Genomic DNA, 22,199 nt, shown 5'->3' with positions numbered 1-22,199 from the left:
GGCCGGCTTCCCGGGTCAGTCCGCGCGGCCCGGCCGCAGCAGCCACACTCCGACGACGGCGAGCGCGAGCCCGAGGATGAGCGACACCAGGGGGAGCGTCGTCTTGATGAGCGTGATCTGGGCGATGTTGTCCCGGGCCGTTTTGACGAGCTCGCCGATGGTCTGCGGCGTGAACGAGGCGGTGGCGATGAGGGCGGGCATGCGCTCGACGCCGTCGGCCGTCTTCAGCACCTCGTGGCGCTGCTGCTCCTGCTTGACCGGGACGCCGGTGGTCGGCTCGACCCAGAAGGTGTTCACGCCGTCGTAGACACGGTCGACCTGGATGTCGCCCGTCCCCTTCATGCCGAGCACGGAGGCGGGCGCGCTGAGCTGCTCGACGGGCGTCGGCGGGATCTTCTGCACGAACCGGTAGACCGGCAGGCCGTCGATCGTGTCCTCGCCGTCGAACGTCGCGTCGTACGCCTTGCGGGTGTCGGTGTTGAACACCTGATAGGTCTTCTTCTCGACGCCGAACGGGAACAGGAAGATCTGGCCCTGCAACTGCACCGGCTCCGCGCCGGAACCGCTGTTCACGCTCGTGCCGCAGCAGGTGACGCCCTGGCCGTTGTATTTGTTGAACGCGCTGCGGAACTGCGTCATGGAGATCTGCGGATTGTTGTTCGTCACGTCGTTGGCGTTGGTGAACTGGTCCCACACGACGTGGTCGTCCTTGGCCTCCTTGACATCGCCCCTGGTCGTGACCGTGATGTCGAGGGTGCCGGTGAGGACCTTCAGGTCGCGCATGCTGAAGTAGCGGGCGTTTTCGGCGGTCAGCCGCGTGACGCTGTATTGGTTCGCCGGCGCCTGCACGAGTTTGTCCGCGACCTGGAATCTCAGCAGCGGCGCGAGAACGACGAGGAACGCCCCGAGTCCTACGAGGACCACTCCCAATCCGCGGCGCATCGCTCCTCCTGGGGCAGGCCAGATACTACCTATTTGTCCTGAAACACGTTCCTATTTCGCTGTATGTTAGACGGGGCGGTGACCAACGTCACGAGGGATGCGGAAAAGTGACCGAAACAGGTTCTAGCTCGACGGCGACTCGTGACATGTTACCGGCCGGTTCGCAACCTGTTCGTGACACACCGGTGCTTTCCGGTCAGGTGCCTGCCGGACATGTGGACGCCCTCGACGGTGTGCGGGCGCTCGCTGCCATCGCCGTCCTCGTGTTCCATGTCGCGATCGAGTCGGCGGCGGCGCTGCACGACAACTTCTTCAGCAGCCTGCTCGCCCGGGGCGACGTCGCGGTGCCCATCTTCTTCGCGCTGTCCGGGCTGCTCCTCTACCGGCCCTACGCGCGTGCCGCGCTGCTCGGGGAGCGTCCCCCGAGCACCCGGGTCTACCTGGTCAAGCGCGCCCTGCGCATCCTCCCGGCGTACTGGCTGGTCGTGGTCGCGGCCATGACGCTGTGGGCCGGGCCGCACCTCGGCGACGTGAAGACGTGGCTGCAACTGCTGCTGCTCGGCCAGACCTACGAGATCCACCCCTGGTGGTTCGGCCTCGGGCCGCGCGGGCTCGCCCAGATGTGGAGCCTGTGCGTCGAGGCCGCGTTCTACGTGCTGCTGCCACTGGTCGCCGCCGTGCTGGCGGCGTACGCGCGGCGCGGCGGTCCCGATCTCGGCAGGCGCGCCCGGCGGCTGCTGACCGGCGTCGCCGTGCTCGCCGCGTCGTCGTTCGCGTGGGCGCTGCTCACCTATTTCCCCGTCTATCGGCCCTACCTGAACACCTGGCTGCCCCGAGCCTGGGTGTTCTTCGCGATCGGCATGGCGCTGGCCGTCGTCTCCGAGTGGGCCCGCCAAGAGACCCGCGAGGACGGCCCAGCGCACCGGTTCGTCCGGGCGGCGGGCGCGTCGGCGGGCTCGTTCCTGCTCGTCGCCGCGCTCGCGTACGCCGTGGCGGCCTCGCCGCTGACCGGCACGCGCTTCAGCGGCGTGGACGGCGTGTGGGCCGACCTGTCGGAGCTGGCCCTGTACGCCACCGTGGCGGCCGGGCTGGTGACCCCGGCCGCGCTGCTGCCCGCCGGGGGCTCGCCGTACGGGCGCTTCCTGGGCAGCCGGGTGATGCGCTTCCTCGGCCGGGTGTCCTACGGCGTGTTCCTGTGGCAGTTCGTGGCCCTCTATCTCTGGTACGACTTCACCGAGCAGCGGCCGTGGAGCGGGAACTTCGCCGGCAACCTCGTCGTGGTCGGCGCGTTCACGCTGCTGCTGGCCACGCTCACCCATCGCTACGTCGAGGAGCCGGCGAGGCGCCTCGCCCTCCGGGCGACCTCTTCACGGAGGGGGACGCGGAGGGGGACACAGACGGAGACGGAGATCTCTTCACAGAAGGCGAGGGCGACGGGGAAGGAGACGGAGACGGCGGCGTCACCGCGTCCGTAGGGGCGGGCGCGCCGGGCACGGGGTCGCCGTAGGCGAAGCCCTTCAGGCAGACCGCCGCCGGGTCGTCCAGCCGGATCAGCAGCCCCTTGCCGACGGCCGTGACCGGGAAGTGCACCAGCGCGCCACTGGATCCGGTGGCATGGAACCGCAACCGCCCCTGCTGCCCGCTCATCTCGTAGCTGCCGGTGCCGTCCCGCTTCGCGGTGTAGGCCAGCCCGGCGACCGGCCCGGGCCCGCCGAACGAGACGACGTCGGGGAAGAAGATCGCGTCGCCGAACAGCGGGAAGCACGAGCGGTCCCCCGGCGGCAGCACCCCGACCGACGCCTTCACCTCGACCGGCGCGAGCCCGCCCTTGTCGTCGAAGACGAGCGCGTGCTCCGACGGCTCGGGCACCCGCATCCGGGCGCGCAGCGCGGGCCGGGCGAGCGGGGCCAGCAGGTGGTGGCTGAGCCTGCGGTTGCCGTTCCACGGCAGCACGATGTCCTCGGGCAGCGGGCTGGAGTAGATCACCGCCGTGTCCGGCGTCTTGGCGAGGGAGGCCCGTACGGCGGCCAGGTAGGCCCGCACCCGGTCGCCCGACAGTGTGTCGCGGTAGTTCTGGATCGACACGATCGACATCGCGAGATAGGCGCCCGCGACGAGGCCCGCCGCCGTCGGCAGCCCGCTCCCGGGGGGAATCGGCCGGCGGTAGGGCGCGGTCTCGTCCCGGGCGGGCAGCAGTGCGAGCCCCAGGCAGACCGCGAGCACGATCGCGGCGTCCGCGACATAACGAGTCTCGGAGCCGACGACCTGGGCGAGCCCGGTGCCGCGGGCGATCGCCGTGGGCACGCCGTCCGCGGCCACCAGGTAGCCCGCCAGGATCACCCAGGCGCGTACGGCCCGCCGCCGCCACAGCACGGTGGCGACCACCAGGGCGGCGAGCACGGCCCACCCCGCGGCCACCAGCAGCGGGCCGGGGTCGGCCAGCCCGCCGTTGGGCAGCACCGGGCCCCACGACAGCGGCCCGCCGACCACCCCGGCCGGGAAGACCTGGCCGAGAAGGCGGCCCAGCAGGCTCGCCGCGTCACCCGGAGCCGGGACGGCCGCGCCCTCGCCCGGCGCGGTGCCGCGCCGGGCCAGGTAGAGCGCCGCGTATCCGCCCATCAGCAGCACGTAGGAGCCCCACAGCCGCCAGTGGGAGCGCAGCTCGCGCAGCATGAGCGCGATCCACGGGCCCGCCCACGGCCGCAGGTGCGACGTGGTGAGCGCGAACAGCAGGAACGGGACGAAGACCCCCTTCGTGCTGAACGCCATGCCGGCGAGCACCCAGTAGAACGCCCGGCGGGCGTGCCGCGCCCCGCCCTCCCCGGCCCACCTGACCTGGGCCGCCAGGGCCATGACCATCGTGAGCTGCAGCGGCACCGCGTTGATGGCGGCCGACCACCAGCCGAAGGCCGGGACCGTCAGCGGCGAGAACAGGGCGAAGGCGAGCGGCAGCAGGATCCCGGGCCGGGTGCCGAACAGCCGCACGAGCAGCCGCAGCAGCATCGCCGCCACCGCCGCCTGGACGGCGAGCGTGACCGCCGAGACCAGCAGCCAGTCGTACGGCGACAGCCGCGACAGCACCCAGGTGAGCCCGAGCGCCCCTGGCATCAGGTGGCCCTTGTGGACGCGGAACAGGAAGTCGAACGTCAAGGAGTGCTCGTAGGCGTCGCCCACGAACAGGAAGTCGTCCTCCACGAAGGACGACGACGTCAGCACGGGGATCCGCACCGCCAGCGACGCCACGACCAGCAGGACGCCCGCGATCATGACGGGGTTCCGCAGGCCCGCCCGCCATCCCGGCAGGGCCCCGGGCCGTTCCGTACGCATGGTCTGAGTCATCGGAATTCTCCCAGCGCCGTGGGACAAAGGGGGATGTTATGCTCCGGCGCACCCGACAGGAGAGGGACGTCGTGCACGCCGAGCCGTTCCGCGCCGACCTGGCCCGTTCGATCCGCCTGTTCAGCGCCTTCCGCAAGGAGCAGACCGACCCCGACTTCTTCTACGGCCTGCTCGCCCGGGACACCGTCGCCCAGCTCGCGGCGTACGCCGACCTCGACGGCGCGCTCGTCGCCGACGTCGGCGGCGGGCCCGGCTACTTCACCGACGCGCTGCGCGCCGTGGGCGCGCGGCCGGTGTGCGTCGACTGCGACGCCGGGGAGATGAGCGCGCGCACCGGCGCCATCCCCGACGGCGCGGTGCTCGGCAGCGCCCTCGACCTGCCGATGAAGACCGGATCCGTCGACGTCTGCTTCTCCTCCAACGTGCTGGAGCACGTGCCCGATCCGTGGCGGATGGGCGACGAGATGGTGCGGGTGACGCGGCCGGGCGGCCTGGTCTACCTGTCGTTCACCAACTGGCTGTCGCCGTGGGGCGGCCACGAGACCTCGCCGTGGCACTACCTGGGCGGACATCACGCCGCGCGCCGCTACGCGCGCCGCCACGGCCGCTCCCCCAAGAACGTGTACGGCACGAGCCTGTACGCCGTCTCGGTGGCCCGGGCGCTCGCGTGGGCCAGGCGGCATCCCGGCGCCGACCTCGTCGACGCCCTGCCGCGTTACCACCCTCGCTGGGCGACCCCGGTGATCCATCTACCCGGCGTTCGCGAGATCGTGACCTGGAACCTGCTGCTCGTGCTGCGCCGCCGCTGACCTTCCCGGCCGGACGCCGATCGCGTAGCCGCCGGCCAGCAGAATCGCCAGCAGCCCGCACCCCAGCGGGATCCACTCGCGCGTCAGCAGCATCCACCGGCGGAACCGGGCCGCCTCCCCGGCCAAGGCGTACACCTCGGCGGTGCTCGTCGTCAGGTCGGCGTCGAAGGCGACCAGCCGCTCGACCTGGTCGGGCGTGCGCAGCGTGTCGCGCCGCCGCTCCTGCGTGCGCACGGTCAGACCGCTCTCCGGCTCGACCCAGATCGTCCGGGTGATCTCGGTGTATCTCGCCACGGCGACCCGCTCCTCCTCCGGCATGCCGACCGTCGTGCCGGGCACCGGGCCGGGCAGATCGGCGGTCTTCACCGGCCCGGCCGAGTAGGTGTAGCGGTAGGTCGGCACGCCCGCGACGGTCTCCTCGCGCTCGAACCGCAGTTGCTCCTCCCGCCGCAGCAGCGGGTCGAACATCGCGTACGAGCGCGGCTCGGCCCGGGCGGGCAGCCGGAAGGCCAGCCCGGTCTGCCGCACGCCGGGATCCTCGTCCACATAGGCCGCGCAGCAGTCGACGGCAAGACCGGTGCGCCGGTCGAAGGCCGTGCGGCGCTCGTGATAGTCGACGCGCTCGCCGTCCCGGGTGTCGAGCGAGGAGAACTCCACCCACACGGCCGTGTGGTCGTCGCCCGCCCGCGGATCGCCATAGACGGCCACCGTGTTCTGCACCGGCACGTCGCGGTGCAGGCGGAAGGTCGCGGTGTCGAGATAGGTGGCCGAAGGCGAGACCAGCCGCTGCACGCGGGTCTGCTCCAACGGCATGACCGTGGTCCGCGGATAGACGTAGAAGTGGAACAGCGCCCCCACGGTGACCAGGAAGGCGATGCCCGCCAGCAGGAGCGGGCGCCGCAGCCGCACGAACGCGTCCGTCACCGGCTCACCCCTCCCTCGTCCCGTACGGCGGCCAGCAGCCGGGCCAGCACGACGAGACAGAGCGCGTCGGCGGCGAGGCCCTGCCCGGCGGCCTGGGCGAGCCCGGCGAGACCGAGCGCGACCAGCGCCACCCACGCGGAGGCGGCATGGCGGGCGAAGACCCGGAAACGGGTCGGATCGGCGTGCTGAGCGGCGGCGATCCCGCGCAGCCACAGGAACGCCGCCAGCGCGGCGGCGACGACGGCCACGCCCGCCACGCCTCCGGCCCACAGCCCGGCGACCGGCGCGGCGATCCACACCCACAGCACACGGACGCGGCCCGGCCCGGTGGCGCGCAGGCGCGACCGGCCCCGCACCAGCGCCAGGGCCACCACCACGAGGGCCAGGCCCAGCCCGGCGAGCAGCGCCGCGCGGTAGGCCGGGTCGGGCTCGTAGCGCAGCACCACCTCGCCGCCGCCGGACGGCAGCTCCCAGGCCTGCCGCCAGCCGTCGAGCCGTGCGGGGGTCAGCCGCACGCCGTCGAGGTACGCCTGCCAGCCGGCGTTGTAGTTCTCGTTGACCACCAGATAGGACGGCGCGGCTGCGGCCACCCGCAGGCGGCGCTCCTGCGGCCCCCATGACGTCACCGTGGCGGGGGTGGCCGTCACCTTCTCGTGTTCGGCTTCCGCTCCGTCGTCCAGCACCACCGAGCGCACCCGGAAGGCGTCGCCCGGCGCCACGCTGACCCTGCTGCGGCCCTCGGTCAGGTGCACGGGCGCGCAGCCCGAGTAGGTCAACGGGCGGCCGTTGAGCACGTCGTCGAGCGTGCCGCCGACCACCCGGGTCGGCACGTCGTCGCCGTCCACCCGCAGCGTCGGGCCATAGCCGCAGGGCAGCCGCAGCGGGATGGCGCCGAGGCCGCCGAGGGGCTTCACGCCGGGGATGGCGATCTCGGCCACCTCGATCGGGCGCGAGGCGGGCGCGGTGAACTCGATGGTGAACGTCCGCGTCTTCACCGCGGGGAAGGTGAACACGCCGTCTCTGTCCACCCACCCCTGCACGGCCCTCTCCCCCGCGCGCAGCGTGAGCTTCACGGGCGGGATGCCCTGCGCCGAGTCGGGGAACAGCACCCGGATCCGGGAGAAGCTCCGCTTTTCGCCCAGGTCGATCGACAGCGTCGGATGCCGGTCGAACGGCTGGGCGTACCACAGCGTCGCCGGGTCGCCGTCCATCGCCTGGCGGCCCAGCACGGCCCCGTGCTCGGTGGCGGTGGACGACGCGGTGACGTGGGGATAGCGGTCCGGCAGCGTGGTGAGCAGGTCCGCCGCCTTCGGATCGCTGAGCACGGCCTGCCCGCGCACCGTGCGCACGCCGGCGCGGGCCACCGGGACGAGCCGGTCGAAGCCATAGCCGTCCTCGCCGATGATCTGCAGCCGCGAGGAGCAGGTCCAGGTGACCGAGCCCCGCATGCACGCGTCGGCGTCCCCCCGCTTGGTGAGCAGCACGGTGCCCGGATCTTCGCCGGACACGTCGGGCACCGAGATCGTCCGCACCGCCCGTACGCCCGGGATGCGCAGGTCGGTGATGCCGACCCGGCTGCCGAGCGCCGTCTTCGGCTCGTACGCGAGCCGGGTCACCCGGATCCGCAGCCACGAGCTCGTCCCGGGCACCGGGCGCAGCGGCTGGAGCGCGTCGGTGCGCGCCACCGCCACCCGACGGACGCCGCGCTCGGTCTCCAGCGCGACCTCGGCCACCGGCGGGCCGAGCGTCCCCTGCTCGAAGGCCGCCGAGATCTCGGTCAGGTCCACCGGGCCGGTGAAGCGGACCTCCAGCCACTCCCCGACCGCGCCCTTCCAGCCGTCCGACCGCCAGCCCGTGCGCGGATCGTCGTCCAGCGCGGCGTACGGCTGCCGCCCCGGGTCGCGCTGGCCCACGGCGGCGGTCACGGCGGAGTCCGCCGACGAGGCGGTGACGTCCTTCACGTCGAGATAGCGGGCGGTCGAGGTGGCCGACGACCAGGCCGGGTCGGTGAGATCGGTGGTGACCGGCGCCTGGCCCTCCGTCAGCGTCGCCGACGCGATGCGCCGCACGTCACCGAACACGATGTCGCGTTTGCGCAGCGTGTCGGTGAGGATCGTGTCGCGGGCGGGGATCTGCGCCGCGCCCGGCTCGTCGCCGACGAGCACCGGGCGGTCGCCGGTGAGCAGTCCCTCCTCGGCCAGGTCGAGCATGGCCTCGGGGGCGCCCTCCACGTGCAGCGTGCCCGCGCGGGGCACGATCGAGGCGAGCGGGGCCGTCCCAGGGATCGTGTAGACCTCCAGCGCCGGGTAGGGCTGGTCGAGCCAGCCCGAGGCGGTGCCGTTCGCGGTCAGGCCCACCAGCGGCCCGAACTCGGCGGTCCTGGTCAGCCCCGAGTCCTGCAGCGTCTGGTGCACCCGGGCGGGCCAGGCGGTGCCGAGCGCCTCCCTGACCAGGTCGTTGCGGATGAGCAGGTAGGTCACCCCGGCCCGGCGCAGGGCCTCGGCGAGACCCGGCGAGCCGTGCCCGGTGGCGAAGCACTCGTCCACCGCCTGCACGAGCCGGGCCAGGCCGGGCGACCCCCACGGCACGTTGGCGTGGGTCGCCCAGCGCACGGTCAGCAGCGACTGCATGGGCTCGTCGAGCGGACGTCCCCACAGGTATTCGCCCCGCGCCGAGCCGGGCATGGCGAGCACCATGCCGTCGCCCGTGTTGCGGTTCAGCCAGGCCGCCGCCTCTCGCCAGTAGGCGGGGATGTCCGCGAAGGCACCACGAGCGGTCACCCCGGCCGTACCGACCGGCACGAGCGTGAGCGCGAGCAGCCCGGCCGCCACGGCGGTGACGGGTCTGCGCAGCCGCACCGGGCCCGCTACGGGAAGCGCGGCGAGTCCGAGCGCGAGCGGCAGCCGGATCAGCGCGTCGAACTTGTGCAGGTTGCGGAACGGCGCGAGCGGCCCGTCGAGCAGGTCCCTGACCTGGCCGGTCCAGGGGTGGGCGAGGTCGCCCGCGTGCCCGGCGGTGACGATCACGAGACCGGCGATCACGGACAGCGCGAGGAACGTCCGCTCGGGGGTGGCCCTGCGGACGACGCCGGTCAGCCCGAGCCCTGCCACCAGCGCCGTCGCGGCGACCAGCCACGGCACGGTCGCCTGGTCGTAGGCCGCGGGAAGCCACGGCTGCCCGTCCACCGGCAGGAACGAGATCCAGCTCGACGTGCCGCGCAGCGCGTTCACCAGGGAGGTGACGCTGGCGGTCGCCGACGCCGTCTCTATGAACGGCAGGAACGAGAAGATGTAGCGCCCGAGCAGCAGCAGCGGGACGAGCCACCACATCGACACGAGGCCGACGAACGGCAGCCACCAGCCGAGCAGGGCCCACTTGCGCCCACCGTGGCGGCGGCTGAGCAGGTAGAGCAGCGGGACGACCAGCACGGCCAGCTCCGCCGCCGCGTTGACGCCGCCCGCGAACAGGAACGCGGCGGCCGACAGCGCGGCGGCCCGGCGCGGGCTCGCCCCTTCCCGCGTGCCGTGCACCAGGGGCAGCAGCACCCACGGCAGCACGGCGCTCGGCTGGAACTCCGAGGAGTTGATCCCGATCAGCGCCAGCGCGTGCGGGGCCAGGGCGTAGGCGAGCGCGCCGAGGAGCCGGGTGCCGGGCGAGCCGATGCCCATCGCCCGCGCCAGCCGTTCGGTGCCGAGGAACGCCGCGCACAGCACGAGCGACATCCAGAGCCGCTGGATGTCCCAGGCCGGCATGTCCAGGGCCCGGAAGAGCACGTAGAACGGCCCCATCGGGAAGAGATAGCCGTACGCCTGGTTCTGCAGGTGGCCGAAGTAGGCCGGATCCCACAGGTGGAGCGCGCGCGACAGGAACCCCAGGGGGTTCACCGCCATGTCGAGCTTGGTCTCGGAGATCACCGCGCCGGGCGCGGTGTTGAACGCGACTGCCGCCAGCAGGAGGCAGCCCGCCAGCAACCGGAGCCGGTGCCGCAGCGTACGGCCCGGCGAGCCCGCCGAGCCCGCGGCGGGCTCGGCCGAGGCGGGAGCCTCGCCGGGCGCCTCCGGCGTGCGGGTCACCGCTTCCCGGGCGGAGCCGGGCTCCCTCGGGTGGACCGAGACGTCGACGGACACGGGCGCTCAGGACTTCTCGGAGCGGGACTTCACAGAGCCGGTCTCGGGGCCGGACTTCTCGGGGCCGGACTTCTCAGCGCCGGACTTCTGAGGGCGGGACTTCACAGAGCCGGTCTCGGGGCCGGACTTCTCAGCGCCGGACTTCTGAGGGCGGGACTTCTCGGAGCCGGTCTCGGGGCGGGACTTCACGGAACCGGACTTCTGGGAGCCGGACTTCACGGGGCCGTCGCCGGGGGTTCGCGCGGGGAGCCGGTCGAGCTCGCCGGCCACCAGCCTGGTCATCGCCGCCCCGGTCTTCCCCCAGGTGAACTCGCCCGCCCATTGGCGGCATGCCCGCGCCATCCGCGCCCTGGTCAGGGGGTCGTCCAGCTCGCGCAGCGCCTGGCCGACCACGTCGGCGAGCCGCTCGCCGTCGCGCACCAGCCACCCCGTCACGCCGTGCCGTACGGAGTCGCGCAGGCCGGCCACGTCGTAGGCGACGGTGGGCACGCCGAGCGCGGCCGCCTCGATCACGGTCAGCCCCCAGCCCTCGAACTCCGAGGCCGTGACGTTGAGCCTGGCGCCGCTCAGCACCGCGTTCTTCTCCCTCTCGGGCAGGAATCCGTGCAGGTGGACGCGTCCGGCCACGTCGGGCCTGCCCGCCCGCTCGGCCAGCCGGTCGTGCTCGGGGCCCCGCCCGATCACGTGGACGTGCAGGCCGGGACGGGCGGGCGCCAGCTCGGCGGCGAGCTCGACGACCCGCTCGACGCGCTTGTGGCCGACCAGGCGGCCGAGGTAGACGACGGCCGGGTCGCCGGGCACCGGCTCCCGCGCGACGGGCCGCGCGGTCGGGCTGCCGTTGGGCACCACCTCGATCGGCGCCAGCCAGCGCAGCCGCGCGCGCATCTCGTCGCGGGACGACTCGGAGACCGTCACCGTCGTGCACCGCCGATAGAGCAGCCGCGCCACCGGCCCCTCGATGAAGCAGCCGATCCGCGCCAGCCACCGGGGGAAGAAGGCGTAGAACTGCCGGTCGTGCACGTGGTGGACCACGCAGATCACCCGCGTACGGCGGCGCGCCACGACCGGCGAGAAGAACGGGATGCCGTTCATACAGTCGATGATGACGTCGAACCGGCGGCGGTGCATCAGCAGCCAGAGCGGGACGAGAAGGTAGACCAGGTATTTGTTGCCCATCCGGCGCAGTTCGATGCCGTCACGCGCCTCGCCGCGGGTCTGGTCGCGCTCCCGGCTGGTGAGGAAGTGGACGCGCGCCCCCTGACCGACGAGGTAGGCCGAGACTCGCCAGGCGTACTCCTCCGCGCCGCCCGCGACGGTCTGGCTCGGTTCGCGGAAGTTCAGCACGGCCACGCGTACGCCGTCGAGCAGCGGAACGGCGGCCGGTGCCGCGACCGTGCCGGTGGCCGCCAGATGCGGCCTGCCGGGCGGTTCGAGAGAGGGGGCCGGGCGCCCCGAGGACTTCGCCTTCGCACCCTGTGCGACCACGACCACTCCTTCGGGTGACGCGTCTCTGCGGGGAGTTCGGGGAGGCACCGCGCGACGTGGCCGCCCGTACGGGTGGTCCGGGTGCGGCGGGCGGGGCGGTGCGGGTGAACCGGGGCACGGACGCATGAGGGCATGGCGGAGCCACGCCCCTGACGAACTGGGTCTTCGCGGGGAGTCCTTTTCGAGAAAGTCCTTATGGCACGGGCGTCAGGTCTGGTGCGCTCACCTGTCGCCGTAGTTGTAGAGCGGCTTGTTCGGCGGCTCGGCGGTGGGCGCGGCCACGTTGACGACCGCCACGGAGGCGACGCCGGCGAGCACGGCCCCGACCGCGAGAGCAGCCAGCACCTTCAACACGTGGCTTCCTCCTTGTCGGAACGCACAGTGCCTAGCGGTATGTACGGTGCGCCGAGATTAGAACGTGATACAGCTCCTACACCAGAGCCTTGGTCAAACCGTGATAAAAAGACTTACCGTCCAGTATGCCGTGAGGCGCAGGTCTTCCCAGTTCACAGGCGTATCAGGAGAAGTTCCCGGCCTCTGTATACGGAGGTCACCCCCGGGAACCGAGACAAGAACGTGTTCTCATCGATTCCTTCCACGAGCACATACCGCACCCCCTCCCGCCGGAGCGCCACTGTGAGCGACGCAGTGAGCGACGCCGTGGGCGGCACAAGTGCCGACACAGTGGGCGGCGTCGCGAGCGGCACTGTCGGCGACACTGTGGACACCGCGGGTGGCACGGTGCGCGTCGTGGGCGACGCTGCGGGCGGCTCGATGGGCGACGCAATGGGCGACACGGTGACCGACGTTGCGGGCGGTGTCGTGGGTGGTGTCGTGGGCGACGCAGTGCTCGGCACGGTGGGCGACGCAGTGCTCGGCACGGTGGGCGACGCAGTGCTCGACGCAGTGGGCAAGGCTGCGTGTGCCCCTGGCGCCGTTTCCGGAGCGGCCAGCAGCGCGCCGATGCGCCGCGCGCGCGGGCTCTCGGCGGCCAGCCGGATCCGCGTCCCGTCACCCGTGCCGACGACGAGCCCGTCGTTCCACACCACGGGCCGGGAGAACATCTTGGTGGCGGGGTCGAGGACGACCCGGCCGCCGTTCCACGCGAACGCCCGGTAGGCGCTCCAGGGCAGCGACAGCAGCGCGCCGGGCGCGGGATCCCCGTTGACGATGGCCTGCACACGGCGCCATTCCTCGGGATACTCGGCCGTCCCGAGCCTGCCGAAGGCGCCCAGCGCGAACGTCGGCAGGGCCAGCACCGGCACCACCACTGTGGCCGCCGCGACCGGAGCCGGCATCGCGGCGCGCAGGGCCGTCACCGCCACCGCGACCCCCACGGCCTGCGCCAGCGCGAGCGGCGCGATGTACGCCTGGCCGTCGCGGAGCGGGCCGAACCCCGCCCACCAGCCGATCAGAGCGCGCGGCACGCCCGGCGCGAACGCCCCGGCGCACGCGATCACGACACCGGCGCACGCCGCCGCGGCCAGACCCCGCCACCACGCGGGCCGCCGCACGAACCCAAGCCGCGCGAAGCCGAACCGCACGAACCCGAGCCGCACGAACCCCGCGATCGCGACGAGAGCGAGGGCGAGGCGGACGGCGGCGAGCGCGGGCATGTCCTGTCCCGGCACGGCGGCGCGGGAGTTCCAGATGCCGCCGAGCGTGAGCAGGCTGCCGAGCGTTCCGAAGGGCCCGTCCGCCCGGGGCGCGAAGGCGGCCACCCCGGCGGGGTCGGCCGCGGTGTCCGCCCCGATCACCGATGTGAGCGCAGGGACGAGCCACGGCAGGCTGAGCACGGCGAGGACGCCCAGTGGCGGCGACACCGACGAGAGCACCGCCCGCACCCGGCCTCCCCCGCCGCCATCACGGCCGTCTCCCTCGCCGCCATCACGGCCGTCTCCCTCGCCGCCATCACTGCCGCCCTCCCCGCCACCGTCCCGCCGGCACAGCGCGGCCACCGGGAGCACGGTCAGAGCGCTCACGAGCATGGCCTGGAACCCGCCTATGGCGGCGGGCAGGAGGGCCGCCGCGAGCCGCACGGCCCCGCCACGCGACACGGCGTGCGACCCGGCGTGCGACCCGGCGTGCGACACCGCGCGCACGGCCCAGGGCAGCCCGGCATATCCGAGCAGCAGCGCCCACTGTCCGATGAGCAGGCGCTGGGCCAGATAGGCGTTCCAGGCGTAGAACGCCGCCGCGGCCAGCCGGGGCACGATCCCGCTCCCCGGCAGGGCGTCGCGCGCGAGCGCCGCCGCGCCCGAGGCGGCCAGCACGAACAGCCCGAGCAGGATCGCCTTCTGCACGATCTCACCCGGGATCACGGCCGACAGCACCGCCACGACCTGGTCGCTCGGCACGGCCCTGGGGAAGCCGTCGCCGAGGTGCACCGGCGGGTCCGGCACGAAGACCATGTCGTAGCGCAGGACGAATCCCGGTCCCAGGGCGGGCCCGAGCGCCAGCACCCCGAACGCCAGGCCGAGCAGGGCGGGCCCCAGCCGTACGAGCACCGCCCCAAGGGTGGCACCGTCACGCCCGGCGAGGCCAAGGCGCGCAAACCGGAAGGGCCGCCACATAGTCGTACAGGCTAATGGCAGGTCACCCGGGTGCCCGGTGGCCCGGGTGACCGGCCGGTCACCTGAGGGCTACTTGCCCGGCTCCGGGTCGCGGGGCAGGCCGAGCATGCGCTCGGCGATGATGTTGAGCTGCACCTCCGTGGTGCCGCCGTAGATCGTCATCGCGCGGGTGGCGAGCACGGCGCGGTTCCAGTAGCCGGCGTCGCCGAGCTTCCAGTCGGCGGCGGTGACGGCGGCCGGGCCGAGCAGCGAGACCGCCACCTCGGAGACGTGCTGCGCGTGCGCGGTGGACAGCAGCTTGCGCACCGACGCGTCGGCGCCCGGCTCGCTGCCGGCGAGCTGCTTGAGGGTCACCCGCAGCGACAGGGCGTTGATCGAGTGCGCCTCGCAGACGACGCGGGCGAGGTCCTGCCGCTCGGCGGGGGTGAGCTCACGGCCGAGCCGGCCGGCCAGGCCGAGCAGGTCGGGTACGGAGGCGCCGGTGCCGCCCGAGCCGGACGACAGCGAGACCCGCTCGTTCGACAGCGTGTTCCTGGCGACCCGCCACCCCTCGTTGACCTCGCCGACGACCATCTCGTCCGGCACGAAGACGTCGTCGAGGAACACCTCGTTGAAGAGGTTCTCCCCGGTCATCTCGGTCAGCGGCCGCACGGTGACGCCGGGCGCCTTCATGTTCACGAGGAAGTAGGTGATGCCGTCGTGCTTGGGCTTGGACGTGTCGGACCTGGCGATGCAGATGGCCCACTCGGCGACGTGCGCCACCGACGTCCAGATCTTCTGGCCGTTGAGCTTCCAGCCGCCCTCGACCTTCTCCGCCTTCATCTGCAGCGACGCGAGGTCGGAGCCGGCCTCCGGCTCGGAGAAGAGCTGGCACCAGATCAGCTCGCCGCTCAGCGTCGGCGGCAGGAACCGCTCCTGCTGCTCCGGCGTGCCGTACGTGACCAGCGACGGCACCACCCACGCACCGATGATCATCTGCGGCGGCTTGATCTTGGCCGCCCTGACCTCCTGGTGGATGAGCACCTGCTCCAGCGGGGAGGCCGCGCGGCCCCAGGGCCTGGGCAGGTGGGGCATGACGAAACCGGCCTTGGCCAGTGCCCGCTTCTGCTCGGCGCCCTCCAGGGCGGCGATCTCGGCGAGCTCCGCCCGGATGGACGCGCGCAGCGGCTCCGACTCCTCCGGCAGGTCGATCTCCATCTCCCGGGCGACACCCTGGAGCGCGAGCCCGGCCACCCGGTCGGACCACTCGGAGGAGGAGCCGAGCAGCGCGCGGAGGGTCAGCGCCCGGCGGTAGTAGAGGTGCGCGTCGTGCTCGAAGGTGTAGCCGATGCCGCCGAACGTCTGGATCGCGTCCTTGGCGCACTGCACCGCCGCGTCGGGCGCCATGACGGCGGCGATCGCGGCGGCGTAGTCGCGCTCGGCGCCGTCCGCCCGGGTGGCGTCCCAGACGGTGGCCCGCGCCTGCTCCAGCGCGACCAGCATCCGCGAGATCTTGTGCTTGATGCCCTGGAACTGGCCGATCGGGCGGCCGAACTGCACCCGGACCTTGGCGTAGTCCGCCGCTGCGGACACGCACCAGGCGGCCACCCCGGCGGCATCCGCTCCGAGGACGATCGCGGCCACGTTCCGCACCTCGGCGCCGGTCAGGCCGATCAGCACCCGCTCGGCGGGCACCCGTACGGCGTCCAGCTCGACCTTGGCCACGCCACGGGTGAGGTCGAGCGACTTGACCGCGGTGACCGTCGCCTGGGCGGCGTCGACGGCCACCCACTCCTCGCCGCCGTCCGTGGCCACCGGCAGGACCAGCACGTCGGCGACCGTCGCGCCGAGGACGTACCCGGCCGCGCCGCTGATCGTCAGCGTGTCCTCGTCGCGGACCCCGGTGATCTCGGCGTCGAGCGCCACCGCGCCGGTCAGCGACCCGTCCGCGAGCCCGGGCAGCAGCTCGGCCTGGGCCTTGCCCTCGGAGGCGAGGATCGCGGCGCTGGCGAGCACGGTCGGCACGATCGGGCCGGGCGCCACCCGCTCCGACAGCGCCTCGATCGCCACGGCCGCCTCCAGGAGGCCATAGCCGGAGCCGCCGAACTCCTCGGGGATGTGCAGCCCGAGCAGCCCCTGGCCGGCGAGGGCGGGCCAGAAGGATGGGCGCTCCTCCGTTCCCGGATCGGCGAGGACGCCCACCGTGCTCCGCACGAGGTCGGCGGGCACGGCCCGCTCGGCCCATCCGGTCACCGACTCGCGAAGCGCCTCGTGCTCCTCGCTCAGCCCGATCGCCATAAGATCCTCCAGCACTAGGTCCTTGTAGAACCATATTCTAGAGGAATATTCGCTGGCTAGGCCGGGTTCCGCCGGGCTCGGGTATCGGCCGTTCCCGGCACCCGTCATGAGCTGCGCCGGTCCCGGCGTGCCGCCTTGCGGCGACCGTACGCGCAGGTAGACAGGGGACTATGCAGCTCTCACGGAAGGTCCTCCGCACGGTCGCCACCCCAGCCGTGGCCGTGCTGGTCGCGGCGGGATGCTCGCCGGGATCCGAGATCGCCTCTCCGACGGCCCCTCCGAAGACGGGAACGGCCGCGCCCCTGCCGACCCGCCCGCTCGAACTGGAGACGACGTACGAGCAGGTCATCAAGAGCGTCCTCCCGTCGATCGTGCAGATCACCACCGGGCAGGCGCTGGGCTCGGGCATCGTCTACGACACCGACGGCCACATCCTGACCAACGCCCACGTCGTGGGCGCGTCGACGACGTTCCAGGTCACGCTGGCGACGGGTGGCAAGCCGAGGAGGGCCAGGCTGGTGAGCTCCTATCCCCCCGGCGACCTGGCCATCATCCAGGTCGAGGACAAGACCGGGCTGACACCCGCGGTCTTCGGCCGCTCCGCCGACCTCAAGGTCGGCCAGATCGTGCTCGCGATGGGCAACCCGCTCGGCTTCTCCGGCAGTGTGACCCAGGGCATCGTGTCCGCCCTGGGCCGCACCGTGACGGGCGAAAGGCACGCCGGCGGCGGTGCCGCGACCATCACCAACGCCGTCCAGACCTCCGCGCCCATCAACCCCGGCAACAGCGGCGGCGCGCTGGTGGACCTGTCCGGCCAGGTCATCGGCATCCCGACGCTGGCCGCCGTCGATCCCAACCAGGGCACCGCGCCCGGCCTCGGCTTCGCGATCCCGAGCGACACCGCGACCGACATCGCCCGCCAGATCATCCGGTACGGCCGGGTCGTCAACAGCCATCGGGCCGCCCTCGGCGTACGGGTCGGCACGGCGGTCAACGCGGACGGCGACCCGATCGGCGTGGCCGTCGGCTCCGTGGCCCCCGGCGGCGGCGCGGACAAGGCCGGCATCCGCGCCGGCGACGTGATCCTGAAGGTCAACGGCACGCCCACGCCCACAGCCACCGACCTGGCACAGGTCCTGGTGACGCTCAAGCCGGGCGACAGGGCCAAGGTCGAGCTGATGCTGCCGGACGGCAGCAAGAAGACGGTCACCGTCGTGCTCAGCGAGCTCCCGGCCGGAGGATGAGCCTGATCCTGACAAAGTGCTGTGAGATAGCGCGGAAACACTTGGAGGCGGCTCCTGCCTGCTCGATACGTTCGATCCCGTGATCTCACCGCGACTCACCACGTTCATCGCCGGGCTGCCCAAGGCGGAGCTGCACGTCCACCACATCGGCGCGGCGTCCCCGCGCATCGTCGCCGAGCTCGCCGCCCGATATGAGGGATCAACGCCCGTGCCCGCCGACCCCGCCGAGCTCGCGGCCTTCTACGACTTCCGCGACTTCGCCCATTTCCTCCAGGTCTATCTGCAGGTCGTGGACCTGGTGCGGACCCCCGAAGACCTGTGGACGCTGACCTACGGCGTGGGCGGCGATCTGGCCGCCCAGCAGGTGCGGTACGCCGAGCTGACCGTGACGCCCCATTCCCAGCTCGTCCGGGGCTTCGCCCCGCAGGAGTTCTGCGAGGTGATCGAGGACGCCCGCCGCAGGATCGAGGCGGACTTCGGCACCGTGCTGCGCTGGTGCTTCGACATCCCGGGCATCCCGGGCCCGCCCGCCGACCAGACGCTCGCCATCGCGCTCGACCAGCGGCCCGACGGCCTGGTCAGCCTGGGCCTCGGCGGCCCGGAGACCGGCGTGTCCCGGTCGCAGTTCGCCCCGCACTTCGCCGCGGCCCGCGCCGCCGGGCTCCACTCGGTGCCGCACGCCGGCGAGGTCACCGACGCCGATTACGTCTGGCAGGCCGTACGCGACCTCGGCGCGGAACGGATCGCGCACGGCATCCACAGCGTGGGCGACCCGGCGCTGCTGGAACACCTGGCCGAGCACAAGATCACGTTGGAGGTCTGCCCCACCTCCAACGTCTGCACGCGGGCCGTGCCCAGCCTCGCCGAGCATCCGCTGCCCGCGCTGGTCGCGGCCGGGGTGCCGGTCACTGTGAACAGCGACGACCCGCCGATGTTCGGCACCGACCTCAACCGGGAGTACGCCGTGGCGGCCGAGCTGCTCTCCCTAGACGAGAAGGGCGTCGCCGACCTCGCCCGCGCCGCCGTGGATGCGTCCTTCCTCGGCACCGAGGGCAAGTCGGCGCTGCTCGCGGAGATCGACGCGTACGCTCAGAACTCGTCGGCGCCGCTCACCTGAGCGATGTCGAAGACGTGCCGGGAGGCGGCGCAGATGGTCTCCAGGACGTGGATCGGCAGGTCGTCGGCCGAATAAGCGGCCCGTACGATCTGGACCACCCACTCTCCCGGGTCCAGGCGCAGCGTGGCCGCCTCCTCGTCCCGGGGCGGCCGGGCGACCAGATGCTCCTCCGCCCGTCCGAACCGGTGGCCCTGCTCCTCGATACGCGCCTGCAGACTCGGCGAGAGGAAGCCCGGCTCGCACAGCGGGGTGTCCGCGAAGAGGTCGAGCCGCAGGAAGCTCGTGGCGACCCGCACCGGCACGTCGCCGGCGAGCAGCAGCTTGCGCCGGGCCAGCACCGGCGTGCCCGGCTCGACCCGCAGCCCGGCGGCCACGTGCTCCGACGCGGGCTCCGGGCCGACGTACAGCATCCGCCGCCCGGCCCGCACGCCCTGCCGCTGGGCCTCCGTCAGGAACAACGAGGCCGATCCCCGTACGGCAGGCTCCGACGGCAACGACCGCCGCACCAGCACTCTCGGCTCCCCCACGACGTCCAGTTCCCCCACAGCGGATCCCCTCCCACGTACCGCCCCGACAGTACTCGCCATGCCCGAAAGCCGACGATCGGGGAAGCGCTCCCTAGAGGAATCCCTGGGCCGCAACCCGAGGCGCCGCCGCCGACGCGCCGCTTAGCCTGCGTCTCACGCGCGATCGGAGAGGCAGGGCGATGGCGGACCGGCAGGTGATGCTGAGCTACGGATACTCGGTGCCGGCGTTACCGGAGCCGTTGCTGCGTGGTGTCTACGGGGAGCGCACGCCCGATCCGCGGGTCGAGTTCGTCGCGCTGACGGTCGCCTGCTACGTCAGGGCCAACGCCACCCGCCGGCTGACGCGCGATCGCGTGCTGCGGGCGATGGAAGCCCGGATCACGTCGTCGAACGTGTACGACCTGATCTCCCTGCTGGCCGGGCTCGGGATCGCGGACGAGTTCTTCGGCCTGACGGCCCGGACCGTGGACGAGGACGGGGCTTTCCGCGAGTTCCTGCTCGGCCTCGATCCGCTGCTGATCGACGCCATCCGGCACCACAAGGGACCCAACAAGATGTTCACAGGAGGGATTAGCACATGGGCGAGGCCATAGTTGCGGGAATCGACACCGGCGGGCTTTCCTTCACGGCCGGCTTCTCCGACCGTTATGTCTATTCGAATTATTTCGTGCCCGTACTGCTTACCTACGGCGACGGGATCACCCCGATCCTGCCCTTCTACACCAAGCGGCTCCTCATCGAGGTGCTGCGGTATTCATCGGTCGGCGACCGGCTGTTGGACGCCATCGACGCCCTGAATCTGCCGGACCTGTGGTCGCTGAACGCCCTGGACGACGCGAAGGAACGGCTGCCGCAGACGGAGTCGACGATGACCGTCGGGGAGCCGCCGACCTCCCGGCCGACGCTGCTGGGAACGCAGGACGTGGAGTTCGTGGCCGGGATGCTCAGGTCCGACCTCGGCTTCGCCTTCCTCGACCGCACCTGTGTCCGGCCGGTCGGGTTCGCGCTGGGAGAGCATGTGTACGCCCTCGCGCTGGCCCCGGGTGAGGAGGTCGTGCTGGAGCAGAAGACCTACACCAAGCGCCAGCTCACCCTCGAAGAGCAGAACGAGACCGAGCGCCAGTTCGACCTGGAGCTGGTCAGCTCGCTGAGCACGGAGATCCAGGAGGGGTTCCAGCGGCAGCGCAACCTCACCGACAGCTCAGGACTGAACGCCACCCACACCGGCTCCTATCAGAGCCCGGAGTTCTTCTGGGGCAAGTTCAACGCCAGCCACACCATCGCGTACAGCAGGAACGTGACCGAGGCGCACCAGGAGAGCCGCAGCCGCACTGTCAAGGACAGTCAGACGGCCAGCTCCAAGGTGGCCGCCCGCTATCGCGCCCAGCACAAGGTGGACTTCAAGCTCGTCACGGAGACGGGCCTGGAGACGACGGCCAAGCGCACCGTCCGCAACCCGAACCGGACGACCCCTCTGACCCTCCACTACTTCAAGGTGCTGCAGCGCCTCCAGCTGCGGCAGGAGCGGTACGGCGTGCGCCTGTGCTGGGCACCCTGCGTCAAGGATCCCGCGCAGACGTTCTTCGACAAGATCCGGGCCGGCCGCCAGGCGATCATCGACAAGGCCCTGCGCGCGCTGCCGCCCCGGCCGCAGGAGCCGAAGAAGCCCGAGCCCGTGGCCGGGCCCGTGCAGACGACGGCGGCGACCAAGGTCTTCGCGTCAGCCGTGACACCGGCCGACAATTGGGGGTTCAGCGGCGACATGAGGGCCGAATACGACGTCCTCATCCCGTACGACGCTGCCTTCGAGTGGGATGGCGACACCGGCTTCGTCCAGAACAGCATCGCGATCTTCTCCCGCCGTCCCAAGGTCAGTCACTGGATCACCGGCACGCCCTACCCCACGGACGGCGGGCTCAAGGTCCGCGTCCACATCGGTGCGGATTCCTGGTTCGGCGGCCCCGGCATCGACTTCCAGGTCAAGGCGCGGTTCAGGGAGAAGCCGACCATCGTCCAGGAGACCGGGGAGAACACCAAGTACAACGACGATCTCACGGCGTACCGTACGGCGCTCAAGGCATGGGAGGACGCCCGCGACGCCGCCGTGCGGGCGGCCCACGAGGAGGGCGACGCGTTCGAGGCGCGGCTCAGGCAGGGCCTCAATCCGGTCAACGAGATGGTGTCCCAGATCATCGAGCAGCACTTCCCCGCGAGCGTGCGCGACGAGTGCTGGGAGATCGAACACTGGCAGCGGGTCTTCGACTGGGAACGCGCCTCGTTCGAAGCCTTCCCGAGCTGGTGGTCGGGTGGTGCCGCCCGTGAGCCGGAGCGCGACCCCTCCGATTTCGTCAACGCGAGCTGGGCCAAGCTCTACCTGCCCGTACGACCCGGAATGGAGCGCCAGGCCCTGCGCTGGATCTTCGGCAAGGCCGTCAGCAGGCCGCTGCGACCGGAGATCGAGAAGCGGTTCGACGTGGTCATCGACGATCTGCGGCAGTTCCGGACCGACCTCATCGGACAACCGGACGAGCTGCCCGACCTCGCCGAAGAGGGCCGCGAGCTTCCCGGCGCGGCCCACTGCCTGGCCACCTGGACGGAGCTGATGCCGACCGACGGGACGCACGCCGAGGTCGTCCAGGGCGTCACCAGCGCCGCCGACCAGACGACCATGCGGGAGATCGAGGACGCCGAGGCCATGCGGAAGACCCTGCTCGAAAGCGAGCGGCAGGCCGTCAGGCTCAAGGACCGGGCACACGAGCGCATGACCGAGCCCGCCGGCATCGACGTCGTCATCGGCTCGACGCCCACCCACTGAAGCGACCGGCTCGGCGGCCA

At 72.2% G+C, this 22,199-nt stretch carries 14 protein-coding genes; 6 read left to right on the top strand and 8 right to left on the bottom strand.

The genetic code is table 11. From position 1 onward, the window contains the following. Window positions 1–15: 15 nt before the first annotated feature. Complete coding sequence (locus HCK04_RS16505; protein ID WP_142648200.1) at window positions 16–942, bottom strand: DUF3068 domain-containing protein; 927 nt, start codon at window positions 940–942, stop codon at window positions 16–18. 215 nt (window positions 943–1,157) lie between these two features. Here HCK04_RS16505 and HCK04_RS16500 point away from each other — a divergent pair, with 215 nt between their 5' ends. Both HCK04_RS16500 and HCK04_RS16495 read left to right on the top strand, forming a co-directional pair. Next, window positions 1,158–2,417, top strand: a complete 1,260-nt coding sequence (locus HCK04_RS16500) for an acyltransferase (RefSeq protein WP_260617294.1) — start codon at window positions 1,158–1,160, stop codon at window positions 2,415–2,417. A 1,902-nt stretch (window positions 2,418–4,319) separates the two neighbouring features. Next, window positions 4,320–5,090 carry a class I SAM-dependent methyltransferase gene (locus HCK04_RS16495; RefSeq protein ID WP_142648198.1) on the top strand — a complete coding sequence of 257 codons (771 nt, stop codon included), beginning with the start codon at window positions 4,320–4,322 and terminating at the stop codon, window positions 5,088–5,090. Here the strand turns inward: HCK04_RS16495 and HCK04_RS16490 are convergent. From HCK04_RS16490 to HCK04_RS16470, 6 genes are all read right to left on the bottom strand, one after another. After that, window positions 5,031–6,014 (bottom strand): DUF3068 domain-containing protein, encoded by a 984-nt coding sequence (locus HCK04_RS16490; protein ID WP_168065983.1) that lies wholly within the window; start codon window positions 6,012–6,014, stop codon window positions 5,031–5,033. The genes HCK04_RS16495 and HCK04_RS16490 overlap by 60 nt on opposite strands. Next, entirely contained in the window at window positions 6,011–10,141 is a 4,131-nt protein-coding gene (locus HCK04_RS16485) for an alpha-(1->3)-arabinofuranosyltransferase family protein (protein WP_205830317.1), read from the bottom strand. Before HCK04_RS16485 ends, HCK04_RS16490 begins: the two co-directional genes overlap by 4 nt. Window positions 10,142–10,147: 6 nt before the next feature. Next, window positions 10,148–11,626 carry a glycosyltransferase family 4 protein gene (locus HCK04_RS16480; protein ID WP_260617293.1) on the bottom strand — a complete coding sequence of 493 codons (1,479 nt, stop codon included), beginning with the start codon at window positions 11,624–11,626 and terminating at the stop codon, window positions 10,148–10,150. 222 nt (window positions 11,627–11,848) lie between these two features. After that, window positions 11,849–11,980, bottom strand: coding sequence for a hypothetical protein (locus HCK04_RS43615; protein WP_256862666.1), 132 nt, complete (start codon window positions 11,978–11,980; stop codon window positions 11,849–11,851). A 152-nt stretch (window positions 11,981–12,132) separates the two neighbouring features. Further along, window positions 12,133–14,133 carry a hypothetical protein gene (locus tag HCK04_RS41180; protein ID WP_185948979.1) on the bottom strand — a complete coding sequence of 667 codons (2,001 nt, stop codon included), beginning with the start codon at window positions 14,131–14,133 and terminating at the stop codon, window positions 12,133–12,135. A gap of 135 nt (window positions 14,134–14,268) precedes the next feature. Then, a complete protein-coding gene (locus HCK04_RS16470) occupies window positions 14,269–16,476 on the bottom strand; it encodes an acyl-CoA dehydrogenase (protein WP_142648246.1) in 2,208 nt (735 codons plus the stop codon). Between the two features lie 170 nt (window positions 16,477–16,646). Here HCK04_RS16470 and HCK04_RS16465 point away from each other — a divergent pair, with 170 nt between their 5' ends. Continuing rightward, window positions 16,647–17,720 carry a trypsin-like peptidase domain-containing protein gene (locus HCK04_RS16465; protein ID WP_142648195.1) on the top strand — a complete coding sequence of 358 codons (1,074 nt, stop codon included), beginning with the start codon at window positions 16,647–16,649 and terminating at the stop codon, window positions 17,718–17,720. A 79-nt stretch (window positions 17,721–17,799) separates the two neighbouring features. Next, complete coding sequence (locus HCK04_RS16460) at window positions 17,800–18,837, top strand: adenosine deaminase (RefSeq protein WP_260617292.1); 1,038 nt, start codon at window positions 17,800–17,802, stop codon at window positions 18,835–18,837. Here the strand turns inward: HCK04_RS16460 and HCK04_RS16455 are convergent. Further along, on the bottom strand, window positions 18,810–19,382 hold the full coding sequence (locus HCK04_RS16455; protein ID WP_260617291.1) for a UTRA domain-containing protein: 573 nt from the start codon (window positions 19,380–19,382) through the stop codon (window positions 18,810–18,812). The two genes, HCK04_RS16460 and HCK04_RS16455, sit on opposite strands and share 28 nt — an antisense overlap. A gap of 161 nt (window positions 19,383–19,543) precedes the next feature. Between HCK04_RS16455 and HCK04_RS16450 the strand changes: the two genes are divergently transcribed. Next, window positions 19,544–19,957, top strand: a complete 414-nt coding sequence (locus HCK04_RS16450; RefSeq protein ID WP_142648193.1) for a hypothetical protein — start codon at window positions 19,544–19,546, stop codon at window positions 19,955–19,957. Beyond that, complete coding sequence (locus tag HCK04_RS16445) at window positions 19,942–22,179, top strand: hypothetical protein (protein ID WP_142648192.1); 2,238 nt, start codon at window positions 19,942–19,944, stop codon at window positions 22,177–22,179. Before HCK04_RS16450 ends, HCK04_RS16445 begins: the two co-directional genes overlap by 16 nt. Window positions 22,180–22,199 lie beyond the last annotated feature (20 nt).

This window comes from Microbispora sp. CL1-1, assembly GCF_012034195.1.
Lineage (GTDB): Bacteria > Actinomycetota > Actinomycetes > Streptosporangiales > Streptosporangiaceae > Microbispora.
Note: the sequence above shows the minus strand (reverse complement) of the source record. Positions and strands in the feature narration are given on the sequence as shown.